Source organism: Clostridium thermosuccinogenes, from assembly GCF_002896855.1.
Classification (GTDB): domain Bacteria; phylum Bacillota; class Clostridia; order Acetivibrionales; family DSM-5807; genus Pseudoclostridium; species Pseudoclostridium thermosuccinogenes.
On sequence record NZ_CP021850.1, the window covers coordinates 4707115 to 4731216 of the forward strand.

Here is a 24102-nt window from a genome sequence, read left to right on the forward strand (position 1 = left end):
GCACGAAGCTATAACAGCCTGTATACAGTGACCGGACCGTATACAGGCTGTTATCGAGTAATATTTGAATGCTAATTTTCACACAGCAGATTAATCATCCCTGTATTTGAGTATTTACCTCATCAATTAAGCAGACATCATCTTTAAATACAGGCTTGATCCTTACTTTGAAGTTAATCTCCTTCTGTGATAGCCTGTACTGTGGCAGAAGTTCGGGACCGCAGCTGTTGGAACCTACTCCGCTGTTCATATAATCTATATGGACGATGGTTTCGTCCCGCCTCTTCAGTTCATGAGGATGCATGGCGTCTGTGAGATCTTCCGGTGTGTAGTGGGACGCATTGAAGGAGAAATCGTCCATACCTATGAAGAGAAGTCCCATACCCAGTTTATTGGTAACTACAGCCCATTCGGTAGCGTAATGGCTTCCGTTTTCCTGCGGCATCAGGTAATTTTCATGCATACCATCCACCGTAGATTCAAACCTGCTCTTCCATGTGCTCCTATGCTTGTCGATATAGCTTTCGTGAGGGCCATATCCGAAATATTCCACCAGCTCATTACCTTCGGGCATTACAATTTGCAAGCCGAATCTAGGTAGGTACGGAATGCCCTCCCTTACCTCCATTTGTGTATCCAGCAGGATGTCACCGCTTCCATATACAGTCCAGTAAGCTTTTCCACGGAGGACAGGCTTCTTGATATAACCTGCAAGAGAGAACTCCGAACATATGGTTATATGCTTGTCATCCTGGCTTGTGATCTGAATGCCGTATATCTTGCTGCCAAGCCTGTCATAGCCTTCTTCCCTCCACTTGTGCACGATGTTTCTGTCATTGTCGGTAGGAGCTCTCCAGACGTTGAATTTCGGGGCGCTGCTAATCAAAGGCACACCGTTATATTCCATGCGGGTGAAGGAACCTAGAACCTGGTCGAAGACATAACGGAAATCCGATCCTGAGATAATGATCTCTTTTTCAGTTTTTTCCACATTGATATCGGGCATAGCCGACTTGCTGATTACAGCTTTCTCCACCCTGCCTGTGGGAAGCTCAAACTGCTGGAAGGCCACTTCATAACCTTTTTCGGCCCATTCCGTGTCCACATTCTGGGTGTAGTAAACGGTAAGGAAGTAACGCCCGTCTGCTTTAGCCGGATACTCATAGGGAAGGGTTATGGTCATGGATTCCTGAGGAGCTATGTCCAGGTCTTCCACTTCACCCCGGTCTATTATCTCTCCGTCTTTTTCCACTTTCCAATTCAGCACGAGCTGCGAAAGATTTGTAAAATAGTAAAGGTTGGTGACTTTGATTTCACCCTTGCATAAATCTATTGCTTCCGTCCGGACCGGCGCAATGACATTCTTCAGCTCCAGCAGGCCGGTATGGGGTGTCCTGTCCGGATAAACCAGGCCATCCATACAGAAATTGCCGTCATTAGGCTTGTCGCCGAAATCGCCGCCGTAAGCATAGTATTCGATTCCGTCCGGTGTTTTGGTTTTTACCGCATGATCGGTCCATTCCCAGACAAAACCACCGGCGTATCTGGGATTGCTGTACATAAGATCCCAATAGTCTTTTAAATCCCCAGGGCCGTTCCCCATGGCATGGCAGTACTCGCAAAGAATATAGGGGCGTTTTTCGCTTTCCCTGTTTTCTACCAGATCTTTCATTTCGGAAATGGGAGGATACATCCTGCTGTATACATCTATGCAGGAGTTATCCAGATCGTTTTTGCCCCATTCGTTGGTGGCTCCTTCATAGTGGATTAAGCGGGATTTGTCCCTGCTTTTTGCCCATTGGGCCATCTTTATATGGTTTTCTCCAAAGCCGGATTCATTGCCCAGGGACCAGAAGCAAACGCAAGGGTGGTTTTTATCCCTTTCCACCATCCTTTGCATTCTGTCCAGATAGGCTTTTTCAAAGCGGGGATCTCGAGAAATCATATCGATATTTCCTGCAGAACCGGCACCGTGAGTCTCCAAATCCGCCTCATCGATCACATAAAAGCCCAGCTCGTCACAAAGCTCCAAAAACCTAGGATCATTAGGATAATGGGACGTTCTGATGGCATTTATGTTATGGCGCTTCATGATGAGAAGGTCATTTTTCATATGGTATAGCGGGGTGGTATGACCTAACTCAGGATGGGAATCATGACGGTTGACACCCTTAAATTTGATAGCTTTGCCGTTCAGCAGTATTGCCGAATCTTTCACTTTGATTTCTCTAAAACCTACCTTTTGGAGTATTACTTCATCCTCGAGATATAAGTAGAGCTCATATAAATTAGGTGCCTCTGCCGACCAGAGGTCAGGATTTTGAACCTTGATTTCTACAGATGTGGAACTGGCAAAGGGTGTTGCCTTATCATACAGGACATCGCCGTGGATGTCTTTCAGGACAACCCTGATATCGGAACTCGCACTTCCGGCCAATTCCAGCTCACATTTAAGGGTGCCTTCAGTATAAGTGCTGTTAAGTTCAGTTTTTACAAATATATCGGAAATATGAGCTTTATTCCGGGCTAAAAGGTATACCTCCCTAAAAATACCGGAAAGCCTCCACATGTCCTGATCCTCCAGGTAGCTTCCATCGCACCATTTAAGCACCATTACGGCCAGGCGGTTGTTTCCCGGCTTGACATACTCGGATATGTTAAATTCGGAAGTCATATGACTTACCTGGCTGTATCCGACAAACCTGCCGTTTACCCATACATAGAAGCAGGAATCCACACCTTCAAAAACCAGATACAAATCCTTATTATCTGCTTCTTTGATAATGAAATCACGAATATACAGACCTGCCGGATTGCTGTCCGGAACATAAGGTGGGTCGCAAGGGTAAGGGTAGTTTACATTGGTATAGTGTGGCTTGTCATAACCATGCATTTGCCAGTTGGAGGGGACTTTCAGATCATCCCAGCCGGAGGCATCAAAATTTTCCGCATAAAATCCATCCTCAACCATATGTACGGAATCATGATACTTGAATTTCCAGCTTCCATTCAGACTTTTGAAGTATTTGGAATTTCCGCGGATGCCTTTTTTTGCTTTTGCTTCGTTTTCATAGGGTATGAAATAGGCATGGGGTTTTTCGCAATTTACATGAAGTATATCGGGATTTTCCCAATACTTATCTACACAGAGCATGTATAGACCTCCTTATACAGTTTTAATATTCGATTTGATTGACAATATACTTATAGGCAATAAGTAGCTAATTAAATTATAATTTACCAAATAGAGTTATTCAATATAAGTATATTAGCAAGCTTTTATAGTAACAATGCCAATATATTAATATAAAAGCTGAAAAACCCGTGGTTTTCAGCTTTAATGTTACTGCTTTTTGTACTGAGGTTCCTGCTGCTGAATGTAATTCTGTCTGTCTTTTAAAGTGGCCAGTGCATTATCCAGGGTTTGAGCCAGCTGTTCAAAGGTTTGTTTTGCCTGCTGGTCCTGAGTTTCCAAAGCAAAGGTCTTCATGCTTGCGGCAGCGCTCTGTACTGTTGCAATAGCCTGCTGAAGCTGTGTTGCTACTGTCATCCTTTTCACCTCCCTTCGCAATATCCGATTTTGCTCTGTCATGCCTTCATGTGTTTTCGGCGCTGCCTCTCAGCAGGATTCACAGGTATAGATTCTTATTCCGGGGGCATTGATGTTTTCCTTTTAAAATGCAGCATATGTTCATTGCATAATATAAGCAGTGATTAGATTCTATCAATAATGTCGGCTTTAGCCTTTTGGTCTAAAGATTAAAGCAGCAAGGAATCCAAATATTATTGCGGAAGAAATACCCGCACTGGTTATATGGAATATTCCTGTCAGTACTCCTATAAGTCCGTTTTGTTCTGCTTCCTCCAGAGCACCTTTTACCAACTGGTTGCCGAAGCTGCTTATAGGGACGGAAGCTCCTGCTCCTGCGAATTTCACCAGTTGGTCATATAGGCCCAAACCTCCCAATATTGCACCAATTACAACCAATGTACACATGGTATGGGCAGGAGTCAGTTTCATTACATCCATCAGTAATTGGCCTATAACACAAATGGTTCCTCCTATGATAAAAGCCCAAAAAAATTTGTCCAATTTCAAACCTCCTTACTTTGCAAAGGGATACTCCTCAACTCAAGCACTTTGTTTCAAGCAGAGGAGTGTCCCCTTACATTTCTATTGATACCGCATGGGCAATGCAGGGTATGCTTTCCTTCTGCTGGTATGACATGGGGGAAAGCAATGCTCCTGTGGCCACAATAAGTATCTTTTTTAATTCTCCTCTTTTCATGCGGTTTATAAAATGTCCATAGGTGGCTGTCGCAGCACATGCGCATCCACTAGCTCCTGCAAAAACCGGCTGGTCGCTTCTATACATGAGGATGCCGCAGTCGGTGAACTTTTCTTCAGGAATGTCTATTCCGTGCTTTTTGAGAAGGTCTCCAGCAATCCTGTGCCCTATCCTGCCGAGGTCTCCGGTAGCAATAAGGTCATATTGGGAAGCATCAATGTTCAGATCCCTGAAGTGGGCTTCTATGGTATCCACAGCTGCAGGAGCCATAGCTGCACCCATATTGAAGGGGTCGCTAAGACCCATATCTACCACACGGCCAATGGTAGCAGATGTAACTTTTGGGCCTTCACCTTGCTGGGAAACTACAGCAGCTCCTGCTCCAGTGACAGTCCATTGTGCTGTGGGTGGTTTTTGCGCACCATATTCTGTAGGATATCTGTATTGCTTTTCCGCAGCTGCATTATGGCTGGATGTAGCAGCTAAGGCATTAACGGCGAATTTGCTGTCAACTATCAAGGACGCTAAAGCCAAGCCTTCCATTGAACTGGAGCACGCACCGTATAACCCCAAATATGGAATACCGAGAGTGCGGGCAGCGAAACTGCTGGCGATGATTTGGTTTATCAGATCCCCGCTTAAAAAAAACTGCACATCTTCTTTTTTTAGTCCAGCTTTTTTTATGGCTGTTTCACAGGCTTCCTCCAAGAGCTTTTTTTCAGCTTTTTCAAAGCTGTTCTCTCCCAGCCACAAGTCATCGTGAAACATATCAAAATCTGCAGCCAGGCCTCCCTGCGATTCAAAAGGGCCGCCTATGGCAGCTGTGCCTATGATAACCGGTTTGGATTCATAAACCCATGTTTGATGTCCTTGTAACATTTACATCCCACCTAATGCTTTAATGATTACGCTTATAATTGATACAACGAAAGCTGAAAAAACACCGTATACTATAACTGGTCCGGCAATTTTAAACATGTTTCCTCCTACACCCAGCACATATCCCTCGGTTTTATGCTCCAGGGCTGCCGAAGTGATAGTGTTGGCAAATCCGGTTACCGGAACTGCAGTTCCGGCTCCGCCCCATTGGGCAATATGGTCGTAAACGCCAAGGCTTGTGAGCAATGCAGATATGAAAATCAAGACTGCAACTGTAGGAGCTCCGGCTGTTTTCTCATTAAAGTTAAAGTAGGTGATAAAAACCCATTGTATTCCCTGTCCCAGGGTACAAATAATTCCACCGACTAGGAAAGCCCTGACGCAATTGGCCAAAACGGGGCGCTTAGGTTCCCTGGCATGAGCAAATTTTTGATACTCCTGCTGCTGAGGAGTGAGTTTTTTCTTTTTTTTGCTTGACATATCCTTCACCTTCGTTACATTAAATTTTGACTACCTTAATAAGTATGGCTCCAGCTTTTTCATGATCTGCTTTAGTTTTTCGGCATCTTCCGCGTACATTTGCCTTGCATTTTCGTCATGAGTTTCCATAGAATAAGTCAACAGATCTGCTTGGCATTTTTCGAGGTTTGCGTATACCATTTCCTTTACTCTGGGCTGGGGAAGAGCAATCGAATCATCGTAGAGGTCTATGTAAAGATCCCCGGAAGAATCCACCTGGCCCAGAAAAACGTTGTCTAGAGATACACCCATCTTTTCCAGCTGAATGCTCAGCCATTCCTTGTTCAACCCCAGCGAAAACAGAGGCTCGTTCAGTATTTTTCCCTCCAGTATCACTGTCTGAGGTTCAGCCTGGGGAGCCACCTTTTTACCCAAATCGTGGGCAGTAACAGGTTTTTTGTCAGATTTAAGATATACGTTAACTTCCCCTGTTGTTTCCATTACGGCAAACTCTACGTCCATCAGATTCATCGCATTCTTGGACCTAAGCTCTCTCAAAAGATCCTCTCCTGTGAGCCTTGCCTGAGACAGGTTTTCCTCCATTATCTTGCCATGCTTTATTAACACGGTTTCCCGCCCGTTAATCAAGTCATGAAACAGTTTGCTTTTTAATGACAGATAATCCAATCCAATGGACAAAAGAACCCATACTCCTAAGGAGATAATGCCCAAAACAGGGTTCGGTATCATGTTGGCCGATATCATGGCAGCCAGAACAGCCACGACAATATAATTAACAAAACTGAAAGCTGTCATCCGAGCTATGCTCTTTTTTCCCATGAGCCTCACAAGAAAGAAGATAAGGATGAATAACGAAATAGATTGAAGCAAAACCTGAAGCCAGATTTCCATTTTTGCAGCCTCCTGTCAATTTCCTTTATATTGGGGTTCTTCAAACTCCAGAGTCTGCACTCGCTGCTCCAGATCGTTGATGATCTTTTCAGTAACCGCCAGAGCTTCGTTATATACCGATCTGGTTTCTTCATTGCGGGCCTGGGATGAATAAATGCGTAAAGTGCCTTGTACGCCTTTTAATCCGGCCAATGTTTGTTTTATCTGTGAAGCTACTGTCATAAAATTACCTCCGTTTTCATGTATTATTTTTTCGAATGGGACTGATTTCATTCATAAATTCAGGTTGTAATATTTGGAGGTCGACATAAGAAGTTATAAAATCGTGTTTAAAGCCAAGCATAGGAGATTTCTTTCAGCTTTGAACATCTGATAAATCAAAATTTAACCTGCTGTGTCGGTATTTATGCTGCCGGAGTTTCAAAGTAAAGGTTTAGCACGCTTGCCTGTCTACATAAAGAGTAAATTACAGGAATGTTACAATTTTGCAAAACTGCGAACCTGCTGAAAAATATTCCAGTCTAATTAGTTGCAAAAGCAAATAACAGAAATATAAAGGGAGATGAAAGGTATGAAAAAAAGATTATTGATTTCAGTTGCTCTTACTCTTGTGTTAATGTTTACGGCTGTATTTTCCGCAGCTGCTTCCGCAAAAGTGAAGGCCACGGTGAAAGTGGACGGAGAAGTCATAACACTGGAGAAGGACTTGTTCGGTGAAAACGGAAGAATTCAGGTACCTTTGAACGGTGTATTTGAAAAGCTTAATGCGAAAGCAAGCTGGGATGAAAAAACAGACAAAATCATTATTGAAGATAATTATACGCAGATAGAGCTCGTTATAGGAGATAAAACCGCAACTATTCTGAGAAAATATGATTTTTCCGGAATTCCCGAAAAGGTAAATCTTGATGTTGCACCAATGAAAATTAACGGAACTGTTTATGTACCGGTCCGCTTCATTGCTGAAAGCCTTGGAGCAAAGGTAGGCTGGGAATCAAAAACTAAAACGGTTGTAATTGATACGGAGTATGATGTCATCCCCGTTGAAAAGCCAGCAGCTTATGAGGTGCTGACATATGAAGATATTAAGGACAGCAAGGAACTGACAAGCTGGTATGATGCAAACTTTGAAAAAGAGGGAATATATTTCAAAACCGTAGGTAATACAACCTATGTACTGGTAGCTTCCGGTGAAAAATCTACAGGAGGATACACCATTGAAGTTGACAGCGCCACTATTGTATCACCGGGTTATGCATACATTACGGCAAAGGTGAAAAGTCCGGCTCCCGACGCTGATGTTATTACGGTGATAACTTATCCCCATGTACTGCTTAAAATAGTTGATGAAGGCATAAAAAATGTGGATGGGGAAATTATTGATGATGCTAAGATGAAAAGAACAATAAAGGATATAGGTGAGGCAATCTCCGCAGAGGATGTAAAGAGGATAGCGCTTTATAATTTGGACGGTAAGGAAATCAAGACTTACGATGAAGAAGATTTTCAAAAGCTGACAGATTATTATAACAACAGTGAGATCAGCGAGGACTTCTATATCATGATGATTACGGGAAACAAAATGGTTATAACCCTTAAAGATGATACCACCATCTCATTCACAAGCTATGGTTCCAAAACCAATGTGGTGGCAAGTATCGTATCAAAAGGCCAGTATGGATCCTACCATCTCGTGTGTCCTGAAATTGCTGAGATTCTGCTGGGTGAATAATAGATAAAAAAGGAAAATCAGCAAAAGCTAAATTTGCGTTGAAAAAATTTCAAACATTTATAGCACTGATAAAGGACAAGATAAATATGTGATTATATTTTTAGGAGGTATAGAGATGAGTAGGAAGGATGACCGGCGCAGCAGGGAAAAGTCGATTGATAGCACGGATGAGTTAAAAATGGCTAACGATCGAAGGATTGATGTTCTTCTTGACATACAAAACAAATATGTGCGTACGGAACGGCATTTGGAGCAAAATGCAGACATCACCGACCCTGAAAACCTGGAGCATGCTTTAGAACTTCAAAGAGAAAGAGAAAAGCGCATGGAAAATCTTAAAAATATAATTGCATATGGAAAACACGAAGAAGTGGATGAAAAAGAAAATCTAAAAAGAAATCTTGAGTTTACCGATGGTTATCTGAGGAATCACTCCGACCATATGGAGGAAGAGACTTTAAGAAGAACCAAGGAAAAACAGGAACACAGGAGAGAGCAAATGGACTTTCTGGAATAAACATGGGATTTAAATTTAAAATTGCAGGAACAAACAGGCCCTTGAGCAATCATGGGCTTGTTTTGTGTTATTAACATTCGCTGGCTGCCGTAAATTGCTATTGTGCAGTTATAATATAAGGAATTTTACATATGCATATAATATCCGGCGAATATAAATATTATGGCAGGTAAATCAAACAGGAAAGGCCGTACAAGGTGATTTGGATGAAATACATATACATATCGGATGATGATATGGATTGGCGCAAGGTTGAGGGCAACATCCTTGAGATAGATGGAAAGCGATATAGGATAGTAGGCTTTGAGCAAAAAACCCATACCTGGGTTCTCGTGGAAGAGTGACGGCATAAAATGCCCGTCTCAGGTCTTAATCTTAATGTCTGTATAAAAAATGGACAACTCCAGAAATTTTCCATATTTTCATAAACTTCTGTTACTTTTTCTTTTCTTGTTGGTAGATATACATCGTTGATTAATTTACAAATCATTGATTGTATGGAGGTAGAGAGAATATATGAAGAAATTTGTTTGCTCGGTATGCGGATATGTACATGAAGGGGATGAACCACCAAAGAGCTGTCCACAGTGCAAGGCACCGGCTGAAAAGTTCTATGAGCAGAAGGCAGAAAGCCGTCAGTGGGCTGATGAGCACAGAATTGGCGTAGCTAAGGATATAGATGCTGAGGTTCTTGAAGGCTTGAGAGCTAATTTCATAGGAGAATGCACTGAGGTAGGAATGTACCTTGCAATGAGCCGTCAGGCGGACAGGGAAGGTTATCCTGAAGTTGCTGAGGCCTACAAGAGAATAGCCTTTGAAGAAGCAGAACATGCAGCAAAATTTGCAGAGCTTCTTGGAGAGGTAGTTTATCCTGACACCAAGAAAAACCTTGAACTCAGGGTGGAAGCAGAATTTGGAGCAACCCAGGGTAAAAAGGATCTGGCCACCAGAGCAAAGCAATTGAATTATGATGCTATCCACGATACAGTTCATGAAATGTGTAAGGACGAAGCAAGGCACGGAAAGGCTTTTGAGGGTCTCTTGAAGAGATATTTCGGAAAGTAATTACATATAAAATATAGCCCCTGGCAGTTGGTAAAACAGCTGTCAGGGGCTTTTTCACGTTCAAAAGTCTTAAGGAATGTTTTTTCATTTATATTGTGAGTTGGAAATTTTGTGTTAGAATTAAATTGGCTACTGTTGTCATATCTTATCAGATATTTATAATAATATAACCGTATGGACGCCATTTAGGTTAAAATATCCTGACGAATTAACAAAAGGATATGGAGGATTATATCATCATGAAAGTGGGAAAGTGGAAATAGAATTAGCGCTGAGAGAAGAAAATAAAAATGATTTTTGGATTCATCTTGAAAAAGCCAAAGCAATAAATTAAATGAAATTATTTTTGCTGAAGAAATAGAAAAACATAAAGAAGACATATTGTATAACTGGTATAAGGATAAAGAACATCAGGACATATCATCAAATAAATTAGTAACAATCGAGAGTACAATGAATTTTGTAGAAGATGCAACTAATTTTGTTGTTAGCAAATTAATCAATTGCGTATAATAAGCATTTTCAGAAATATCTATGTGATACGGGCTACCTAAAAGTGGTTACGATTAGCATGCAAAATCCATATCAAATATGCTGTAATATCGCTAATTACCAATGAAGACTATAGACCAAGCACGACGCGGAAGGGCTTTTGATAGTCTTTAAAGAGATGTTTCGGAAAGTGATTACATATAAGATATGCCCTATTACCTATTAAAAAATTTAGCGCTAGATGAAATGGAAAATTACATATACATTTGATATAATTGGGTACTATAATTTACATAAATAGGGGGAATATATGCAAAACATGATTACCATTCAACATACTCAATCGATACATCATACAAATGGCATGATTGGCTCATGGACAGACTGGGATTTATCCGAATGTTGCATATTGGTAGAATTATGTACAACAGAAATAATAATATACTAAAAGAAAGGTTTTGTTTAATGAAGATAATAGTTAGAGAAGCCACAGAAAAGGCTTCTAAAATAATTGCCTCGATAGGGGTTGCCTCATGGCAGGCTGCTTACCGGGGTATAGTTTCTGATGAATATCTTAACTCGCTTTCTGTAGAGGGAAGAGAAAAGCACATAATAAACAGTATTGCAAACCCAACCAATAGGTTTGCAATTGCGGAATTAGATGGAGAACCAGTAGGTATGATATGCTTTTATCCCCTAAGCAACGATGCACATGCAAAAAGAGAGTGGGAAATAAAAGCTCTTTATGTCCTTCCTCAGTATTGGAATAAGGGCATTGGAAGAACATTAATACAATATGCCTTTCAATATATGGTTGCAAACAAAGGGGAAGTTTGCAATTTGTGGGTATTGGCTGATAATCAAAATGCAAGAAAATTCTATGAAAGAATGGGCATGTCATTTACAGGCAAAGAAAAAACTATAACAATTGACGATAGATGTCTTATCGAAGTCAATTATCAGATTCATCTCTGAAATGATTACTTTATACTTTGTTGCGGCAATCTTTAGCTGCTTTTAATTTCATTCTGAAAGAAAAAATGATACAATAGAAATAGTTGTATTTAAGCTGAGCATTTTAGGGGGGATACTTTATGGGATGGATTAGAGAGAAAAAATGGGTGATAGGTTGTATAGCCATGGCTATTATTCTGTCTGTGTTTATAGTTAATAATATTGGAATATATAATCAAAACAACGCACTTAAGAAGGAAATAATAAGAAATATGAATGCTGAATGGTATCAACTATATCGTTTATCTGAAATTATAGATAAAAACTATATTAAGAATGATTTTCAGGATTCAGAAAAGTTTCAATTATATGTAAATCAAACATGCCACCATTTTTCATATGCAGGAGGATCAACTGAATTAACGGTAAATATGAGAAATTTTCTAGTACTGTCATACGACCCACTGTTTACTGACTTGTCTCTTGAGAAAGATCCTTTAAATAAGGAAAAGGCGATAGAATTGCTTAAAGGCATGAATGACGAATTGATGTCAATCAGTAAAGACATAATTGATATGAAGGATAATGAAAAAGAAAAACTGTTAAATCCTAAAACGTCAAAATTTATAGAAGTTAATGCTCGAGTAAAAGAATTTGCTGATAAATATGCAAAAGCGGTATATGATTATTTTAGGCAATATGGAAAATAGGCCTTGTCATGTTCTGCATGCTTAATTTTCATGTAAAAATTGCATGTAAAAAAAAGAAGCTCACTTTTCATATTATGCGAACCAAGAGGTTGATCTTAAAATTACCTCTTGGTTTGATTTATATTTATCAAGCTTTTGTTGATTTTAACAAAAGACAAATCTTCATGGAGCACCCTATGATTGTGCAGGCATCCGGATCCATTTCCTGATCCATTTTATGCTCAGGCCTCAGAGAATTTTTAAGTGCCTGCAAGTCTGGACATGGACTATAGCCTACAGGAGGCTTAAGAGGGCCATATACAAAGGTATGGATATAAGGCTGGCCATTGTGGTAACTGCCGTCATCACTGCAGCATATTTATAATCGGCATTGTAGTTTTCCGCAATTATAGAGGTCTGGGTCATGGCCGGCATGGCCGCCTGTATAACAAAAACCTTCTTCATGAGCAAAGGCATAGGAATCATAAAGGTCATGGCAAACACAAGCAGCGGAGCTACTATAAACCTTCCTGCCAATAAAACCACCATATCCTTGTCAACCTTTATTTCTTTTAGATTTACAGAATGAATTATTATACCGATAAACAGCATGGATAGGGGAGTAGTCAGGTTGCCCAGGTATTTGCATGTGTCCAGTATGCTTTTGGGAAGGTGGATCTCCAGCAGTATTAAAACTATGGCCAGGAGAAATCCTGTAAGCGGGGGAGAGAATATCCGCTTGATATTGCTGCCTGTGAGCACTTTGCCGCCACTGTTTCCTGCATCCCTGCTTATGCCGTATACGCCTACTGTCCAGAAAAGGGTGGTGTTGGCTATATAATATAAAAGCACATAGGGAATGCTTATGTCGCCGAAAAGGGCCAGATTGACCGGAAGTCCTACGAATATGGTGTTGGATAAAGCAAACATTGAGCAAAACGTGCCTTTTCTGCCGTCAGGAATTTTTATCAGTTTTGATGCAGCTACTGCAATTAAATAGCATAATATCATTGATGCAAAAGGGATCACCAGGCCGCTGCCGAGTTGAAGAAGTTCATCCTTGCTGTAATTGCTGACGAGGTTTGAAATCATGTATGCCGGCAGGGAGAGACTTACCACAAGCTTTGAAAGGAGTTTCGAGGACTTGTCGTCAAACCAGCCTTTATGGCTCAGAAAATATCCTGTTGATATCATAAATATTATACTGAGCACACCTTGTACCGCCTCTAGGAAAACCACCTCAAACTCCACCTTTCGAAAACATATTTTAAATAGTATAGCACACCAAGGCTAGGGGTGGTAGTCCCTGCTTTCTGATATCGGCAGCATATTGACGTTAAAGGGATTCATTACCGGGGTTATCGCCGCTTTGAAATCCAATCCAAATCTCTCAGGGTTCCGGAAATTTCCGAACAATGCTCTTGATATAGAAGCGATCCAGGGAAGAATCTGAGGGATGCAAAGGATTTTTATGTAGCTGCTGGGTGTCAGGGTCACCCGGCAGCTGTCGGAAATTGAAAATTTTAGATATGGACCGTTAACGCCTTGAATAGAACTCCAGAACTTTGGATTCTTTCACCTCAATGGGTATTTCTTCTCTGCGCGGCAGTCTGGTCAGCTTTCCTGTAAAGTTTTCGGTGTCCTTTTCCAGATAATCCAGATTTATCGTGGTGTTTTTGAAATTATCTGCAAACATTTCTATGTCTCTGGACTTTTCTCTCAATGATATGCTTTCACCAACCTTGACTCTGTATGACGGGCGATCCAGCTTTTCACCGTTAACCCGTATATGGCCGTGTATTACCATCTGTCTCGCCTGCTTTAAGGTTGAGGCAAACCCCAGCCTGTATACTATGTTGTCCAGCCTTCTTTCAAGATTTTGAAGCAGTATTTCCCCGGAATTTCCTTTGGAGCGCAGTGCCTCCTCTACATATCTTCTGAACTGCTTTTCCAAGACGCCGTAGTACGCCTTTAGTTTTTGCTTCTCAAGAAGCTGCTCACCGTACTCCGATAACTTTCTATGAACTTTTACCCCTCTTTTCAAGGCTTTTGGGTGGTTGAAAACATTTACACCAAGGTGCCGTGATAATTTAAATCGCGGAACTGTTGACCGGGCCAAATCAATTCCTCCTTAATGGTTTATATTCTCATAAACAAAACACAAATTTGTTCTGCTTTATTAATAGAGTTTGCCGATTGCTCCGTTGATATACTTCAATTTATTGTGTAATATAGCGCAAACTTTTAAGCAAAGAATATGTTATAAAAATAACTTTTTATACATTTCATTTAACCTGTGTAAATTCTTGCACATATGGGCAACCTAAATATTACACATAATTTATTGCTTAAGATGGCAAGGTATGAATTTATAATGTGTGCACTCTAAACAAATATTCAGGGAATGGTGATTTTTCTCAATGAATTTGATAGTAACTGTGACATACCTGATTTTAATAGGATTGATAGCATTACTGGCCATTTTGCTGCTAAGAAGGAATGGCTCTAAGGAAGACATGCACATAAACAGTGCGATACTAAGCCCTGCAGAAGTTGAAAAGCATGCGGTTGCCGTAGCCAGAAGCCATGTTACTAAAAAAGGTGCAAAGCACTCAGACTGGCTTGCATCTCGGGTTTCTAAGGATTACAGGTATATATATGATACATATAAGAGAATGAACCATGATATTTCGCAGGGATTCCCTGTGCCCCCTGCAGTGGAATGGCTTTTGGACAATTTCTATATTATTGAGGAGCAGGCCAAGGATATATACCGGAATCTGTTAAGACAGAACTGCTGCAGGCTGCCTGTTTTAAAGTCGGGATACCTGAAGGGTTATCCCAGAATATATGCCATTGCTTCTGAACTTGTTACTCATACTGATGGAAATATTGATGAAAAGACTCTGGTAAATTTCGTGAAATCCTATCAGACGCAAAGTCTGCTGTCTGTTGCCGAGTTATGGGCACTTCCGGTAATGCTGAGGGCCGCATTAATCAGAAACATAAGATATATTTGTGAAGCTGTAAATGAATCCCAGAATCAGCGCCATAAGGCCGATGAACTGGTGAATGTAATCAATAGTGACAAAGATAAAGACTACGATGAAATGTTAGCTGCATACAAGCAGAAATTTAAAGACCTTGATACCATAGACTCTACCTTTGCAGTGCACCTGCTTCGCAAGCTAAGGGATAGAGATAACGGAGCTTCGCTGCTTTTGCAATACCTGGAGGGTAAACTGATTGAACAGAATTCGTCGACGGAGGCAATCGCTTCTTCGGAGCATCAGGTTCAGGCGGCAAGAAAGGTATCTATAGGTAATTCAATAGTAAGCTTAAAATCTATATCTACCATGGACTGGATGGAAATATTCGAATCCTTGAGCCAGGTGGAACGCATACTGAGGCAGGACCCTTCAGGAGTTTATGGCCTTATGGACTTTGAATCCAGAGATTACTACAGGCGTGTTGTTGAAAAGATGGCAAAAAGATGCAGGGTATCGGAAACACTCATAGCGCTAAAGGCAGTTGAGTGCGCATCAGAAGCTCTAGAATCAGCAAATTCCAAACCAGAAGGAGCCAAGACCGAAAATCCTGAATGCCATGTGGGGTACTACCTTATTGGAAAAGGGAGAAAAAAACTGGAGCAAAAAATCGGTCGCAGGGACAGAAACCTGGACACATATGTAGTCGATACCAGAAAGAGAGCTTCATGCTTTTTCCTGGGGGCCATTGCTCTCATAACACTGCTGATTACCGTGCCTTTCGTATATTATGCTGCTGACAAAGAAAACTATATCGGTCTTGCGGTCATTTTGGCAGCTGTTGTAACACTTATACCTGCGAGCGACATCGCAATTGCCATTATAAATTTCATAGTAACACATATGTTTGAACCGGCTGTGCTGCCAAAGCTGGAGCTAAAAGATGGAGTTCCGGAAGAGTTTAGCACCATGGTAATCGTCCCCACGCTGCTTCCTAATGAAAAACGGGTTGCAGAGCTGCTTAGGCAGATGGAGACAAATTACCTGGCTAATAAGGAAAAAAACATCTATTTTGCTCTGGTAGGGGATTTCAAGGATGCTGAATCGGAGGAGCTGCCGGAGGATAGCAAAATTGTGAATGCAGCTCTTAGCGGCGTAAGGGAGCTGAATGAAAAATACGCTAAAGAAGGTAAAACTCTATTCTTCTTTTTCCACCGGCACAGGCAGCTAAACTCTGTCCAAGGCAGGTGGATGGGATGGGAGCGGAAGCGCGGAGCCATAATAGAGCTCAATGACCTGCTGAGAGGCTCAGAGAAAACCAGCTACAGCATTATGAGCTGTGATGTGAAAGAAATACCTCATGTGAAATATGTGATCACCCTTGACGCAGACACCTTGATGCCTATAGGCAGTGCGAAAAAACTCATAGGAGCTATTGCCCATCCTATGAACCGGGCAATAGTGGACAAGGAAACAGGAGTTGTCGTGGAAGGCTATGGCCTGCTGCAACCGAGGATTGATATCAACATAACAAGCGCAAACAGCACAATGTATTCAAAAATATTTGCAGGACAGGGAGGCATCGACCCATATACCACTGCTGTATCCGATGTATATCAGGACCTTTTCCGAGAAGGTATATTCACCGGCAAAGGTATATATGAGCTGGATGTTTTCCAGGGTATTCTAAAAGATGCAATACCGGAAAATGCCGTTCTGAGCCATGACCTGCTGGAAGGCTCTTATATAAGGGCAGGATTGGTGTCAGACATCTCCCTGGTGGATGGATATCCTGCAAGATACAATTCTTCTTCCATGAGACTTCACCGCTGGGTACGGGGAGACTGGCAGCTTTTGCCGTGGCTTGGGTCAAAAGTAAAGGACAGGCACGGCAACAGGAGGAAAAACCCTCTTTCTCTTATATCCAAGTGGAAGATATTGGATAACATGAGAAGAAGCCTTATTAATCCTTCATTGTTTCTTCTCATCATCCTCGGAGTTTCAATTTTTCCGGGCAATAGCCTTGTGTGGGTTGGCTTGGCTTTAATTACTGCAGTTTTTCCCACTATCATGTATTTGATAGGAAGGCTGTTTGCCGGCGGATACCAGGGCAGCACGGGAAGCGGAGATTCCACTGTAATACGGGGATTTAGAGCCAGCCTTTATCAATCAGTGCTGCAGATAGTATTTATAGCTTATCAAGCTTATCTTATGTGCGATGCTATATCGAGGACAATAATAAGAGTGCTTTTTACGAGAAAGAACATGCTGGAATGGGTGACAGCTGCAGATATGGAGGCTTCCCTTAAAAATGACCTCGGCAGCTATTGGAGAAGAATGTGTATATCACCCCTTGCAGGGATTGCAGTATTTATCCTGGCATTCATGCTTTCATCGGAGGCGGTATTGATTTCTGCGATTTTGCTCGTCCTGTGGGGAACAGCTCCCTATACGGCTTACATGATAAGTTTGAAACAGGAAAAAGGAATTGCAAAGCTTGACAGGCAGGATATCATGGAGCTCAGGCGGATCGCCCGGAAGACCTGGAGATATTTTGAGGATATGGTGAATGCCGAAAACAACTATCTGCCACCGGACAATTACCAGGAGGATCCTCCGAACGGAGTGGCGCACAGGACATCACCGACAAATATAGGGCTGATGCTTGCTTCAACTTTATGCGCATGGGATTTAGGGTATATTGGCCTTAAAGAAATGCTGAAAAGGCTGGATGATTCCGTTTCGGTCATTGAAAAGCTGGACAAGTGGCAAGGGCACCTTTATAACTGGTATGATACTTTAACTCTTGATGTGCTAAGGCCGGCATATGTTTCTACCGTGGACAGCGGAAACTTTGTCGGATATCTTATTGTACTGGCAGAAGGATTGAAGGATCTCTTAAGCCGGAACTTATTCGGTAATGAGACTCTTTTGGGCATCAGGGACACTGTGGCACTGTTTAATGAAGAGAACAAGGAAACAGGTATGGGAATTGATGTAGAAATGCTGGATAAGCTCATCATGAACCATAATTTTAGCATCAGGGAATTGAAGTCCCTGGTGGATAAATTGCTGTATGATCTGTCGGGAAATGATATCAGTCGCCATAAAGTCAAAAAAACCGTATGGGGTAAAAAGCTCCTTGCCATGCTGAAATCCTTCCAGGCCGACATGACAGAGCTTTTCCCTCTGCTGGAGATTGAGGAAGAGGAACTCGTGAATCTTGAACTTAATACTGGTAGTGCCGATGGAAGAAATTCTGACAATCTGTCCCTCACAGGCTTGCAGAAGGCATATGAGGAAATGCATAAGAAGCTCCTGGAGAAGGGCTCAGGCGCAGTTGGCGAAAGGAGAGGGTCAGCGGCTGATAGCGTAGAACAGAAGGTTGAAGTAGGGCAAAAAAACGGCAAGGCTATACAGCTGTTAGAATACGGAAAAGAAAGTGTTTTTAGAACGATAAATGATATTAATGATATGATACGTAGAGTATCGGAGCTAGCAGAGGCTACTAAATTTGGACCGCTATTTGATCATAAAAAGCAGCTCTTTTCCATTGGCTACAATATAGAAGAAAACAGGCTGACAAAAGCGTATTATGACCTATTTGCTTCGGAAGCAAGGCAGGCAAGTTATATTGCCGTTGCCCGGGGCGAGGTGGATAAAAAGCATTGGTTCAGGCTGGGCAGAAGGCTTACTATGGTAGACGGATATAAGGGATTGGTTTCCTGGACTGGTACAATGTTTGAGTACTTTATGCCTTTCCTGGTGATGAAAAATTATGAAAACACTCTGCTGGACGAAACATACAACTTTGCTGTAAAAGCCCAGAAGAAGTATGGTATGAGCAGGGGAATTCCATGGGGAACATCGGAGTCGGCCTATTATTCTTTCGACATGAAGCTGAATTACCAGTACAAGGCTTTTGGAGTACCGGAACTCGGCCTGAAGCGCGGTCTTGTAAACGATATGGTCGTAGCGCCTTATGCAACCCTGCTGGCCCTCAATATCGACCCTGTCGGGGTCATTAAGAATATCAGGGAACTGATTAAGGAAGGCATGGATGGGCCTTACGGGCTGTACGAAGCGATAGATTATACGCCATCCCGCCTGCGGCATGGTGAAAAATGCGCAATTGTAAGGAGCTTTATGGTGCATCATCTTGGGATGAGCCTGCTGGCTCTTGACAACTATCTGAACGATAATATCATACAGGAGAGATTCCACAGCAATCCTGTGATGAGGTCTGCTGAGCTGCTCCTGCAGGAAAGGATGCCGGAGAAGGCTTTAATAACGAAAGAATTCAAGGAGAAGCTTATTCCGGTCAAGAAGATAGTGCAGGAAGAAAAAGAGGTGATAAGAAAGTTCGGCATACCGGAGGGCGAACTTCCGCAAATGCATATTATGTCCAACGGGAGCTATTCCGTCATGGTCACCGATGGAGGATCGGGATACAGCAAAATAGGGGATATTGCCGTGTCAAGATGGAAGGGAAATATCCGGGGGGCCGCATCGGGTACATTTGTCTTTGTTCAGAACATAAATTCAAATACCGCATGGTCAACTACCTATGAGCCTTTTAATGTCGTTCCGGAGGAGTACCATGTTACCTTTTACCCGGATAAAGCGGTTTTTAGAAGAAAGGACGGAAATATAGAAACCCGGACGGATATAATTGTTTCAACCGAAGAGAATGCCGAAATAAGAAGGGTTACCTTGACTAACCACAGCCAGCACAACAGGATATTGGAGGTGACCAGCTATTTTGAGGTAGTTCTCACCCCGGCTGATGCGGATGCTGCCCATCCGGCTTTCAGCAACCTTTTTGTTACAACTGAGTTTGTCGCTGAACACAATTGCCTCTTGGCATATAGAAGGCCTAGAAGTGCAAGCCAGAAGCCTATAATGGCCATGCACTGCGTCACTGTTGAAGGAGAGGCAGTTGGCAATCTTCAGTATGAGACGGATCGCAGCAAATTTATCGGAAGAAACAGGGATATTTCAAACCCTGTTGCTATGGGAGTGGATCAACCGCTCAGCGATACCGCAGGGTCCGTGCTTGACCCTATCATGAGCCTGCGAAAGAGGGTGACCGTGCAGCCGGGGCAAAGCGTGAGGCTTTCATATATTATGGCTGTCGGGGACAAAAAGGAGCAACTGCTTGAGATTGCTGAAAAGTACAGCGACCCAAAAGTGGTGGACCGTGCTTTCGAACTGGCATGGAATCGAAGCCAGATTGAATTGAGATATCTGGGCTTTAAGGCTGAAGAAGTGCGGCTGTATCTGGAAATGATACCACTGATATTGCTGCCAGGCCCGGTCAGGAGAAAATGGGCTTGGGCCATTGAAAAGAACAGGGAAGGACAAGCGGGATTATGGAAATTTGGAATATCCGGAGATGTTCCGATAATCCTCATCACATTAAAGGATACGGAGGAAACCGATATGGTGGCCCGTATTCTCAAAGCCCATGAGTATTGGAGATTAAAGGGCTTGCTTGTGGACCTGGTTATACTTTTGCAGGATGAGTCCAGTTATGTGCAGCCGCTGTATAATGCAGTCAGAGATGCCATTTCCTATAGCCACGCTCGGGATATGATCGGGGCAAAGGGAGGAGTATTCATCCTGGATGCCAATACGATGGAAGAAAAGGATATTGTATTGCTCTACACCGTCGCGAGGATAGTATTGAGGGGTAGTGCAGCTTCAATCAGGGAAGAATTGAAAACGGATTTGGAAAAGCCTGTTGTGCCTCTTTTGGACATAAATGAAGTGCAGGAAGAAAGCATCGATTCATCGGAGGAAACCGTTCAACATCAGGATTTTGATACTTCCAGCCTTAAATATTTTAATGGCATCGGAGGCTTTGGCAGCGACGGACGGGAGTATGTGATATATTTGCGCGATGGGGTCCACACCTATGCTCCATGGATAAATGTAATATCCAATAATAAGTTTGGCTTTATAGTGTCGGAGTCGGGAGGAGGATATACCTGGTCGGAGAACAGCCGTGAAAACAAGCTTACTCCATGGTCGAACGATCCCGTTTCCGACATTCCGGGAGAAATATTCTATGTAAGGGATGAAAATACGGGCAGATACTGGAGCATAACCCCGATGCCCATTAGAGGAGCCGGTGATTATATCATACGCCATGGATGGGGATATTCTGTTTTTGAACACAGCTGCAATGGCTTGGAGCAGAGCCTGACGGAGTTTGTTCCGGTGGACGATCCAGTAAAGATATGCATGGTGCGATTGAAAAATACCACCGATGCCGTGAAAAACTTGAGTGTTACTTATTATATAAGACCTGTGCTGGGAGTCAACGAGAATACTACTGCCCAGTATATAACAACAGGAATTCACAAGGAATCCGGTATGATGCTATTAACCAATACTTTTAATCCGGATTTTCCTGATAGAATTGCTTTTATGGACGTATCGGAGCAGGTCCGTTCCATCACCGGGGACCGTACGGAATTTATTGGCCTGAGGGGAAGCCTTAGAAATCCTGAGGCTTTAAGAAGGACAGAGCTTTCCGGCAAAGTAGGAGCGGGCCTGGACCCTTGTGGGGCAGTTCAGGTAAAGGCCAGTCTTGAACCGGGTCAGGAGAGGACGATTGTCTTTCTGCTGGGACAGGCAGCCAGCATGGAAGAAGCGCTTCAGGTAGCGTCAAAATACAAGAATCCGGAAACTGCGGAAGATGCCCTGAACAAGGTTAAAAGTTACTGGCTGAATAAATTGGGAGCCATACAGGTCAAAACGCCGGATGACTCCATAAACATCATGCTAAACGGATGGCTGCAATACCAGGTGGTGGCATGCCGCCTCTGGGCACGGTCTGCCTTTTATCAGTCCGGTGGAGCGTACGGATACAGGGATCAATTGCAGGATGTTATGGCTGTAGTATACACCTGGCCGGAGCTCACAAGAAAACAGATACTTCTTCACGCCTCCCATCAGTTCCTGGAGGGAGATGTGCAGCACTGGTGGCATCCCGGAGCGGACAAAGGCATAAGGACCCGTTATTCCGACGACTATTTATGGCTTCCTTATGTGACTATCGATTATATAAGGAATACCGGGGATTGGAATATACTGGATGAAGTTGCTGGATATCTGGAGGATGAGCCGCTGGCGGAAGACGAAGATGAAAGATATAACATACCACGTATTTCAGCGCAAAAATCAAATATTTATGAGCACTGCATCAGAGCTATAGAGAATGGATTAAAGTTCGGACCTCATGGCATACCCCTTATAGGATGCGGTGACTGGAATGATGGAATGAACACCGTAGGCAATAAGGGAAAAGGCGAAAGCGTATGGCTTGGTTGGTTCCTTTATACGATACTGAACAATTTCATTCCGATATGTATGAGGAGGGGAGATAAGGAAAGAGCTGAACGGTATAGGAAAGCAGCACAGGATATAGTTGATGCTATTGAAAACAATGCTTGGGATGGAAGCTGGTACAGAAGAGCATACTTTGATGATGGCACTCCTCTAGGTTCGGCACAAAACGCCGAATGTAGAATAGACTCCTTATCCCAGTCTTGGTCTGCCATATCAGGCGCCGGCAAGCAAAGCCGGGTGGATGAAGCTATGCATGCCGTGGAGAATTACCTCGTTGACCGGGAAGTAGGCATAATCAAGCTATTGACACCACCTTTTGACAGCAGCGAGCTGCAGCCGGGTTATATAAAAGGTTATGTACCGGGAGTGCGGGAGAACGGAGGACAGTATACCCATGCTGCGGTTTGGACCGTCATGGCTTTTGCGAAGTTGGGAGAAGGGGACACTGCAGGAAATCTGTATCACATGATAAACCCAATAAACCACGCCAGAACTCCTATGGAATCGTCCCGCTACAGGGTAGAGCCCTATGTAATGGCTGCAGATGTCTATGCGGTGCATCCCAACGTAGGAAGAGGCGGATGGACCTGGTATACCGGTGCCGCCGGATGGATGTACAGGGTCGGACTGGAGCATATACTGGGAATCAGGAAAGAGGAAAACAAAATATTGTTTAATCCATGCATTCCGTCAACATGGAAGGAATACAGCATAAAATATAGATTCGGTGCAGCGGTGTATGAAATAACTATAAAAAACCCTGAAGCTGTAAATAAAGGAGTAAAATCCGTGTCATTGGACGGCAAAAAACTGGAAGAAGCAGTATTGCCTTTGACAGACGACGGCCTGGAGCATCAAGTTGAGGTCATAATGGGCTAGACAAAAAGCTAATGTATTCAGGCAGCTTGGGATTGGCATCTGCAGATATCATACCATCAGAATGAAAGACTGACAGGAATATAAACGGAGATACTTGACTGAACAATTGAATATTATCAGAGAGGCTTAACTAAAAAATATAGATTTATAAAAGCTTCAGCTGCCGACTGCCAATCCCCGGCTGATAAAATAGAAACTCCAGTATAGGGGTCAGGCTTTTCACCTTTTTCTAATTTGACTCCACCATATATCGAAACATAAATTAGCTTTTGTTTCATATGTAAAGATATTTCTACCGGTGCATATTCTTTGTTGTTTATTGATTGAGATTCTTATACTGCAGGTGTATTATTTATAATATGGAAGCATTGTGCGGCTATAAAGGTTCATTATCTTTATAGGTAAGGATATCTATCCCGCATTCGGAGCGGTAAGCATATGTCCAGCTGCACTGAAACGCCTATAAAGTGAGGCAGTTTTCCATAGCAAAATAGTTTCCTAATGAACAACCGACCGAGTCATAAGGTAACTAAAAGAAAATGGCCTTAGCCGCTGTCAAAAGATTATTAAGGGGGTACATTAACTTATGAAGGAATTAAAGGATATGGATAGAGATGAACTGCTGGAGATTATAAGGATCAAGGATATGGTTATTGAGGAATTGAGAAATGAGGTTAAAGCGTATCAGCAACTGGTAAATGAGCTTCAGAAGAATTCCAGTGGTAAAGTGCCAGATTGATATGGCAGTAAAGCAAAAAGCATTATACGGTTAGATAATGAAGTAAAACGAAGTTGGCGGCACGTAAATTGATAAAACGCTCATAATTCAAAGATGTTATAGGTTGTAATAGTTAACGTAATGGTGGTAATATATAAAAGCTGTCGCTGCGGC

At 42.5% G+C, this 24102-nt stretch carries 19 protein-coding genes; 8 read left to right on the forward strand and 11 right to left on the reverse strand.

Features of this window, described 5'->3' with window-relative positions; all coding sequences use genetic code 11:
• Positions 1-94: 94 nt before the first annotated feature.
• From lacZ to CDO33_RS20465, 7 genes are all read right to left on the reverse strand, one after another.
• Positions 95-3154, reverse strand: a complete 3060-nt coding sequence (gene lacZ, locus CDO33_RS20435; protein ID WP_103081842.1) for a beta-galactosidase, LacZ type — start codon at positions 3152-3154, stop codon at positions 95-97.
• 189 nt (positions 3155-3343) lie between these two features.
• Positions 3344-3550: a DUF1657 domain-containing protein gene (locus CDO33_RS20440; protein ID WP_103081843.1), complete on the reverse strand. Its 207-nt coding sequence runs from the start codon at positions 3548-3550 to the stop codon at positions 3344-3346.
• Positions 3551-3739: 189 nt separating this feature from the next.
• Positions 3740-4093 carry a stage V sporulation protein AE gene (spoVAE, locus tag CDO33_RS20445; RefSeq protein ID WP_103081844.1) on the reverse strand — a complete coding sequence of 118 codons (354 nt, stop codon included), beginning with the start codon at positions 4091-4093 and terminating at the stop codon, positions 3740-3742.
• A gap of 73 nt (positions 4094-4166) precedes the next feature.
• On the reverse strand, positions 4167-5168 hold the full coding sequence (gene spoVAD / locus CDO33_RS20450; protein ID WP_103081845.1) for a stage V sporulation protein AD: 1002 nt from the start codon (positions 5166-5168) through the stop codon (positions 4167-4169).
• Entirely contained in the window at positions 5169-5648 is a 480-nt protein-coding gene (gene spoVAC / locus CDO33_RS20455) for a stage V sporulation protein AC (RefSeq protein ID WP_103081846.1), read from the reverse strand. It lies immediately after the preceding gene.
• A 30-nt stretch (positions 5649-5678) separates the two neighbouring features.
• On the reverse strand, positions 5679-6539 hold the full coding sequence (locus CDO33_RS20460) for a DUF421 domain-containing protein (RefSeq protein WP_103081847.1): 861 nt from the start codon (positions 6537-6539) through the stop codon (positions 5679-5681).
• Between the two features lie 15 nt (positions 6540-6554).
• A complete protein-coding gene (locus tag CDO33_RS20465; protein ID WP_103081848.1) occupies positions 6555-6761 on the reverse strand; it encodes a DUF1657 domain-containing protein in 207 nt (68 codons plus the stop codon).
• Positions 6762-7110: 349 nt separating this feature from the next.
• Here CDO33_RS20465 and CDO33_RS20470 point away from each other — a divergent pair, with 349 nt between their 5' ends.
• The 6 genes from CDO33_RS20470 (at position 7111) to CDO33_RS20500 (ending at position 12009) form a co-directional block, all read left to right on the forward strand.
• A complete protein-coding gene (locus CDO33_RS20470; protein ID WP_161496537.1) occupies positions 7111-8271 on the forward strand; it encodes a stalk domain-containing protein in 1161 nt (386 codons plus the stop codon).
• A 115-nt stretch (positions 8272-8386) separates the two neighbouring features.
• Positions 8387-8788: a hypothetical protein gene (locus tag CDO33_RS20475; protein ID WP_103081850.1), complete on the forward strand. Its 402-nt coding sequence runs from the start codon at positions 8387-8389 to the stop codon at positions 8786-8788.
• Positions 8789-8994: 206 nt separating this feature from the next.
• Positions 8995-9132, forward strand: a complete 138-nt coding sequence (locus CDO33_RS21010) for a hypothetical protein (RefSeq protein WP_161496538.1) — start codon at positions 8995-8997, stop codon at positions 9130-9132.
• Between the two features lie 172 nt (positions 9133-9304).
• Positions 9305-9853, forward strand: a complete 549-nt coding sequence (locus CDO33_RS20480) for an NADH peroxidase (protein ID WP_103081851.1) — start codon at positions 9305-9307, stop codon at positions 9851-9853.
• A 912-nt stretch (positions 9854-10765) separates the two neighbouring features.
• The gene (locus tag CDO33_RS20495) at positions 10766-11320 is read left to right on the forward strand and encodes a GNAT family N-acetyltransferase (protein WP_161496733.1); all 555 of its coding nucleotides are present in this window, start codon (positions 10766-10768) and stop codon (positions 11318-11320) included.
• A gap of 119 nt (positions 11321-11439) precedes the next feature.
• Positions 11440-12009 carry a hypothetical protein gene (locus CDO33_RS20500; protein ID WP_103081853.1) on the forward strand — a complete coding sequence of 190 codons (570 nt, stop codon included), beginning with the start codon at positions 11440-11442 and terminating at the stop codon, positions 12007-12009.
• 273 nt (positions 12010-12282) lie between these two features.
• Here CDO33_RS20500 and CDO33_RS20510 read toward each other — a convergent pair whose 3' ends face one another.
• The 3 genes from CDO33_RS20510 to rpsD are packed head-to-tail and all read right to left on the reverse strand — an operon-like array spanning position 12283 to position 14107.
• A complete protein-coding gene (locus CDO33_RS20510; RefSeq protein WP_103081855.1) occupies positions 12283-13227 on the reverse strand; it encodes an AEC family transporter in 945 nt (314 codons plus the stop codon).
• Positions 13228-13278: 51 nt separating this feature from the next.
• Positions 13279-13485 carry a hypothetical protein gene (locus tag CDO33_RS20640; protein ID WP_133158800.1) on the reverse strand — a complete coding sequence of 69 codons (207 nt, stop codon included), beginning with the start codon at positions 13483-13485 and terminating at the stop codon, positions 13279-13281.
• Positions 13486-13525: 40 nt separating this feature from the next.
• Positions 13526-14107: a 30S ribosomal protein S4 gene (rpsD, locus tag CDO33_RS20515; protein WP_103081856.1), complete on the reverse strand. Its 582-nt coding sequence runs from the start codon at positions 14105-14107 to the stop codon at positions 13526-13528.
• A 301-nt stretch (positions 14108-14408) separates the two neighbouring features.
• On the opposite strand from rpsD, the gene CDO33_RS20520 reads away from it, so the two are divergent.
• Positions 14409-23210, forward strand: a complete 8802-nt coding sequence (locus CDO33_RS20520) for a glycoside hydrolase family 94 protein (protein WP_202849506.1) — start codon at positions 14409-14411, stop codon at positions 23208-23210.
• Positions 23211-23326: 116 nt separating this feature from the next.
• Here the strand turns inward: CDO33_RS20520 and CDO33_RS21015 are convergent, their stop codons facing one another.
• On the reverse strand, positions 23327-23488 hold the full coding sequence (locus CDO33_RS21015; RefSeq protein ID WP_161496734.1) for a hypothetical protein: 162 nt from the start codon (positions 23486-23488) through the stop codon (positions 23327-23329).
• 308 nt (positions 23489-23796) lie between these two features.
• On the opposite strand from CDO33_RS21015, the gene CDO33_RS21020 reads away from it, so the two are divergent.
• Entirely contained in the window at positions 23797-23949 is a 153-nt protein-coding gene (locus CDO33_RS21020; RefSeq protein WP_161496540.1) for a hypothetical protein, read from the forward strand.
• Positions 23950-24102: the final 153 nt, after the last annotated feature.

Excerpts from the sequence above, each read along its gene's own strand:
- lacZ (WP_103081842.1), bottom strand. The coding sequence starts at position 3,154 with ATGCTCTGTGTAGATAAGTATTGGGAAAATCCCGATATACTTCATGTA.
- CDO33_RS20440 (WP_103081843.1), bottom strand. The coding sequence starts at position 3,550 with ATGACAGTAGCAACACAGCTTCAGCAGGCTATTGCAACAGTACAGAGC.
- spoVAD (WP_103081845.1), bottom strand. The coding sequence starts at position 5,168 with ATGTTACAAGGACATCAAACATGGGTTTATGAATCCAAACCGGTTATC.
- spoVAC (WP_103081846.1), bottom strand. The coding sequence starts at position 5,648 with ATGTCAAGCAAAAAAAAGAAAAAACTCACTCCTCAGCAGCAGGAGTAT.
- CDO33_RS20460 (WP_103081847.1), bottom strand. The coding sequence starts at position 6,539 with ATGGAAATCTGGCTTCAGGTTTTGCTTCAATCTATTTCGTTATTCATC.
- CDO33_RS20465 (WP_103081848.1), bottom strand. The coding sequence starts at position 6,761 with ATGACAGTAGCTTCACAGATAAAACAAACATTGGCCGGATTAAAAGGC.
- CDO33_RS20470 (WP_161496537.1), top strand. The coding sequence starts at position 7,111 with ATGAAAAAAAGATTATTGATTTCAGTTGCTCTTACTCTTGTGTTAATG.
- CDO33_RS20475 (WP_103081850.1), top strand. The coding sequence starts at position 8,387 with ATGAGTAGGAAGGATGACCGGCGCAGCAGGGAAAAGTCGATTGATAGC.
- CDO33_RS21010 (WP_161496538.1), top strand. The coding sequence starts at position 8,995 with ATGAAATACATATACATATCGGATGATGATATGGATTGGCGCAAGGTT.
- CDO33_RS20480 (WP_103081851.1), top strand. The coding sequence starts at position 9,305 with ATGAAGAAATTTGTTTGCTCGGTATGCGGATATGTACATGAAGGGGAT.
- CDO33_RS20495 (WP_161496733.1), top strand. The coding sequence starts at position 10,766 with ATGTACAACAGAAATAATAATATACTAAAAGAAAGGTTTTGTTTAATG.
- CDO33_RS20500 (WP_103081853.1), top strand. The coding sequence starts at position 11,440 with ATGGGATGGATTAGAGAGAAAAAATGGGTGATAGGTTGTATAGCCATG.
- CDO33_RS20520 (WP_202849506.1), top strand. The coding sequence starts at position 14,409 with ATGAATTTGATAGTAACTGTGACATACCTGATTTTAATAGGATTGATA.
- CDO33_RS21015 (WP_161496734.1), bottom strand. The coding sequence starts at position 23,488 with ATGAAACAAAAGCTAATTTATGTTTCGATATATGGTGGAGTCAAATTA.
- CDO33_RS21020 (WP_161496540.1), top strand. The coding sequence starts at position 23,797 with ATGAAGGAATTAAAGGATATGGATAGAGATGAACTGCTGGAGATTATA.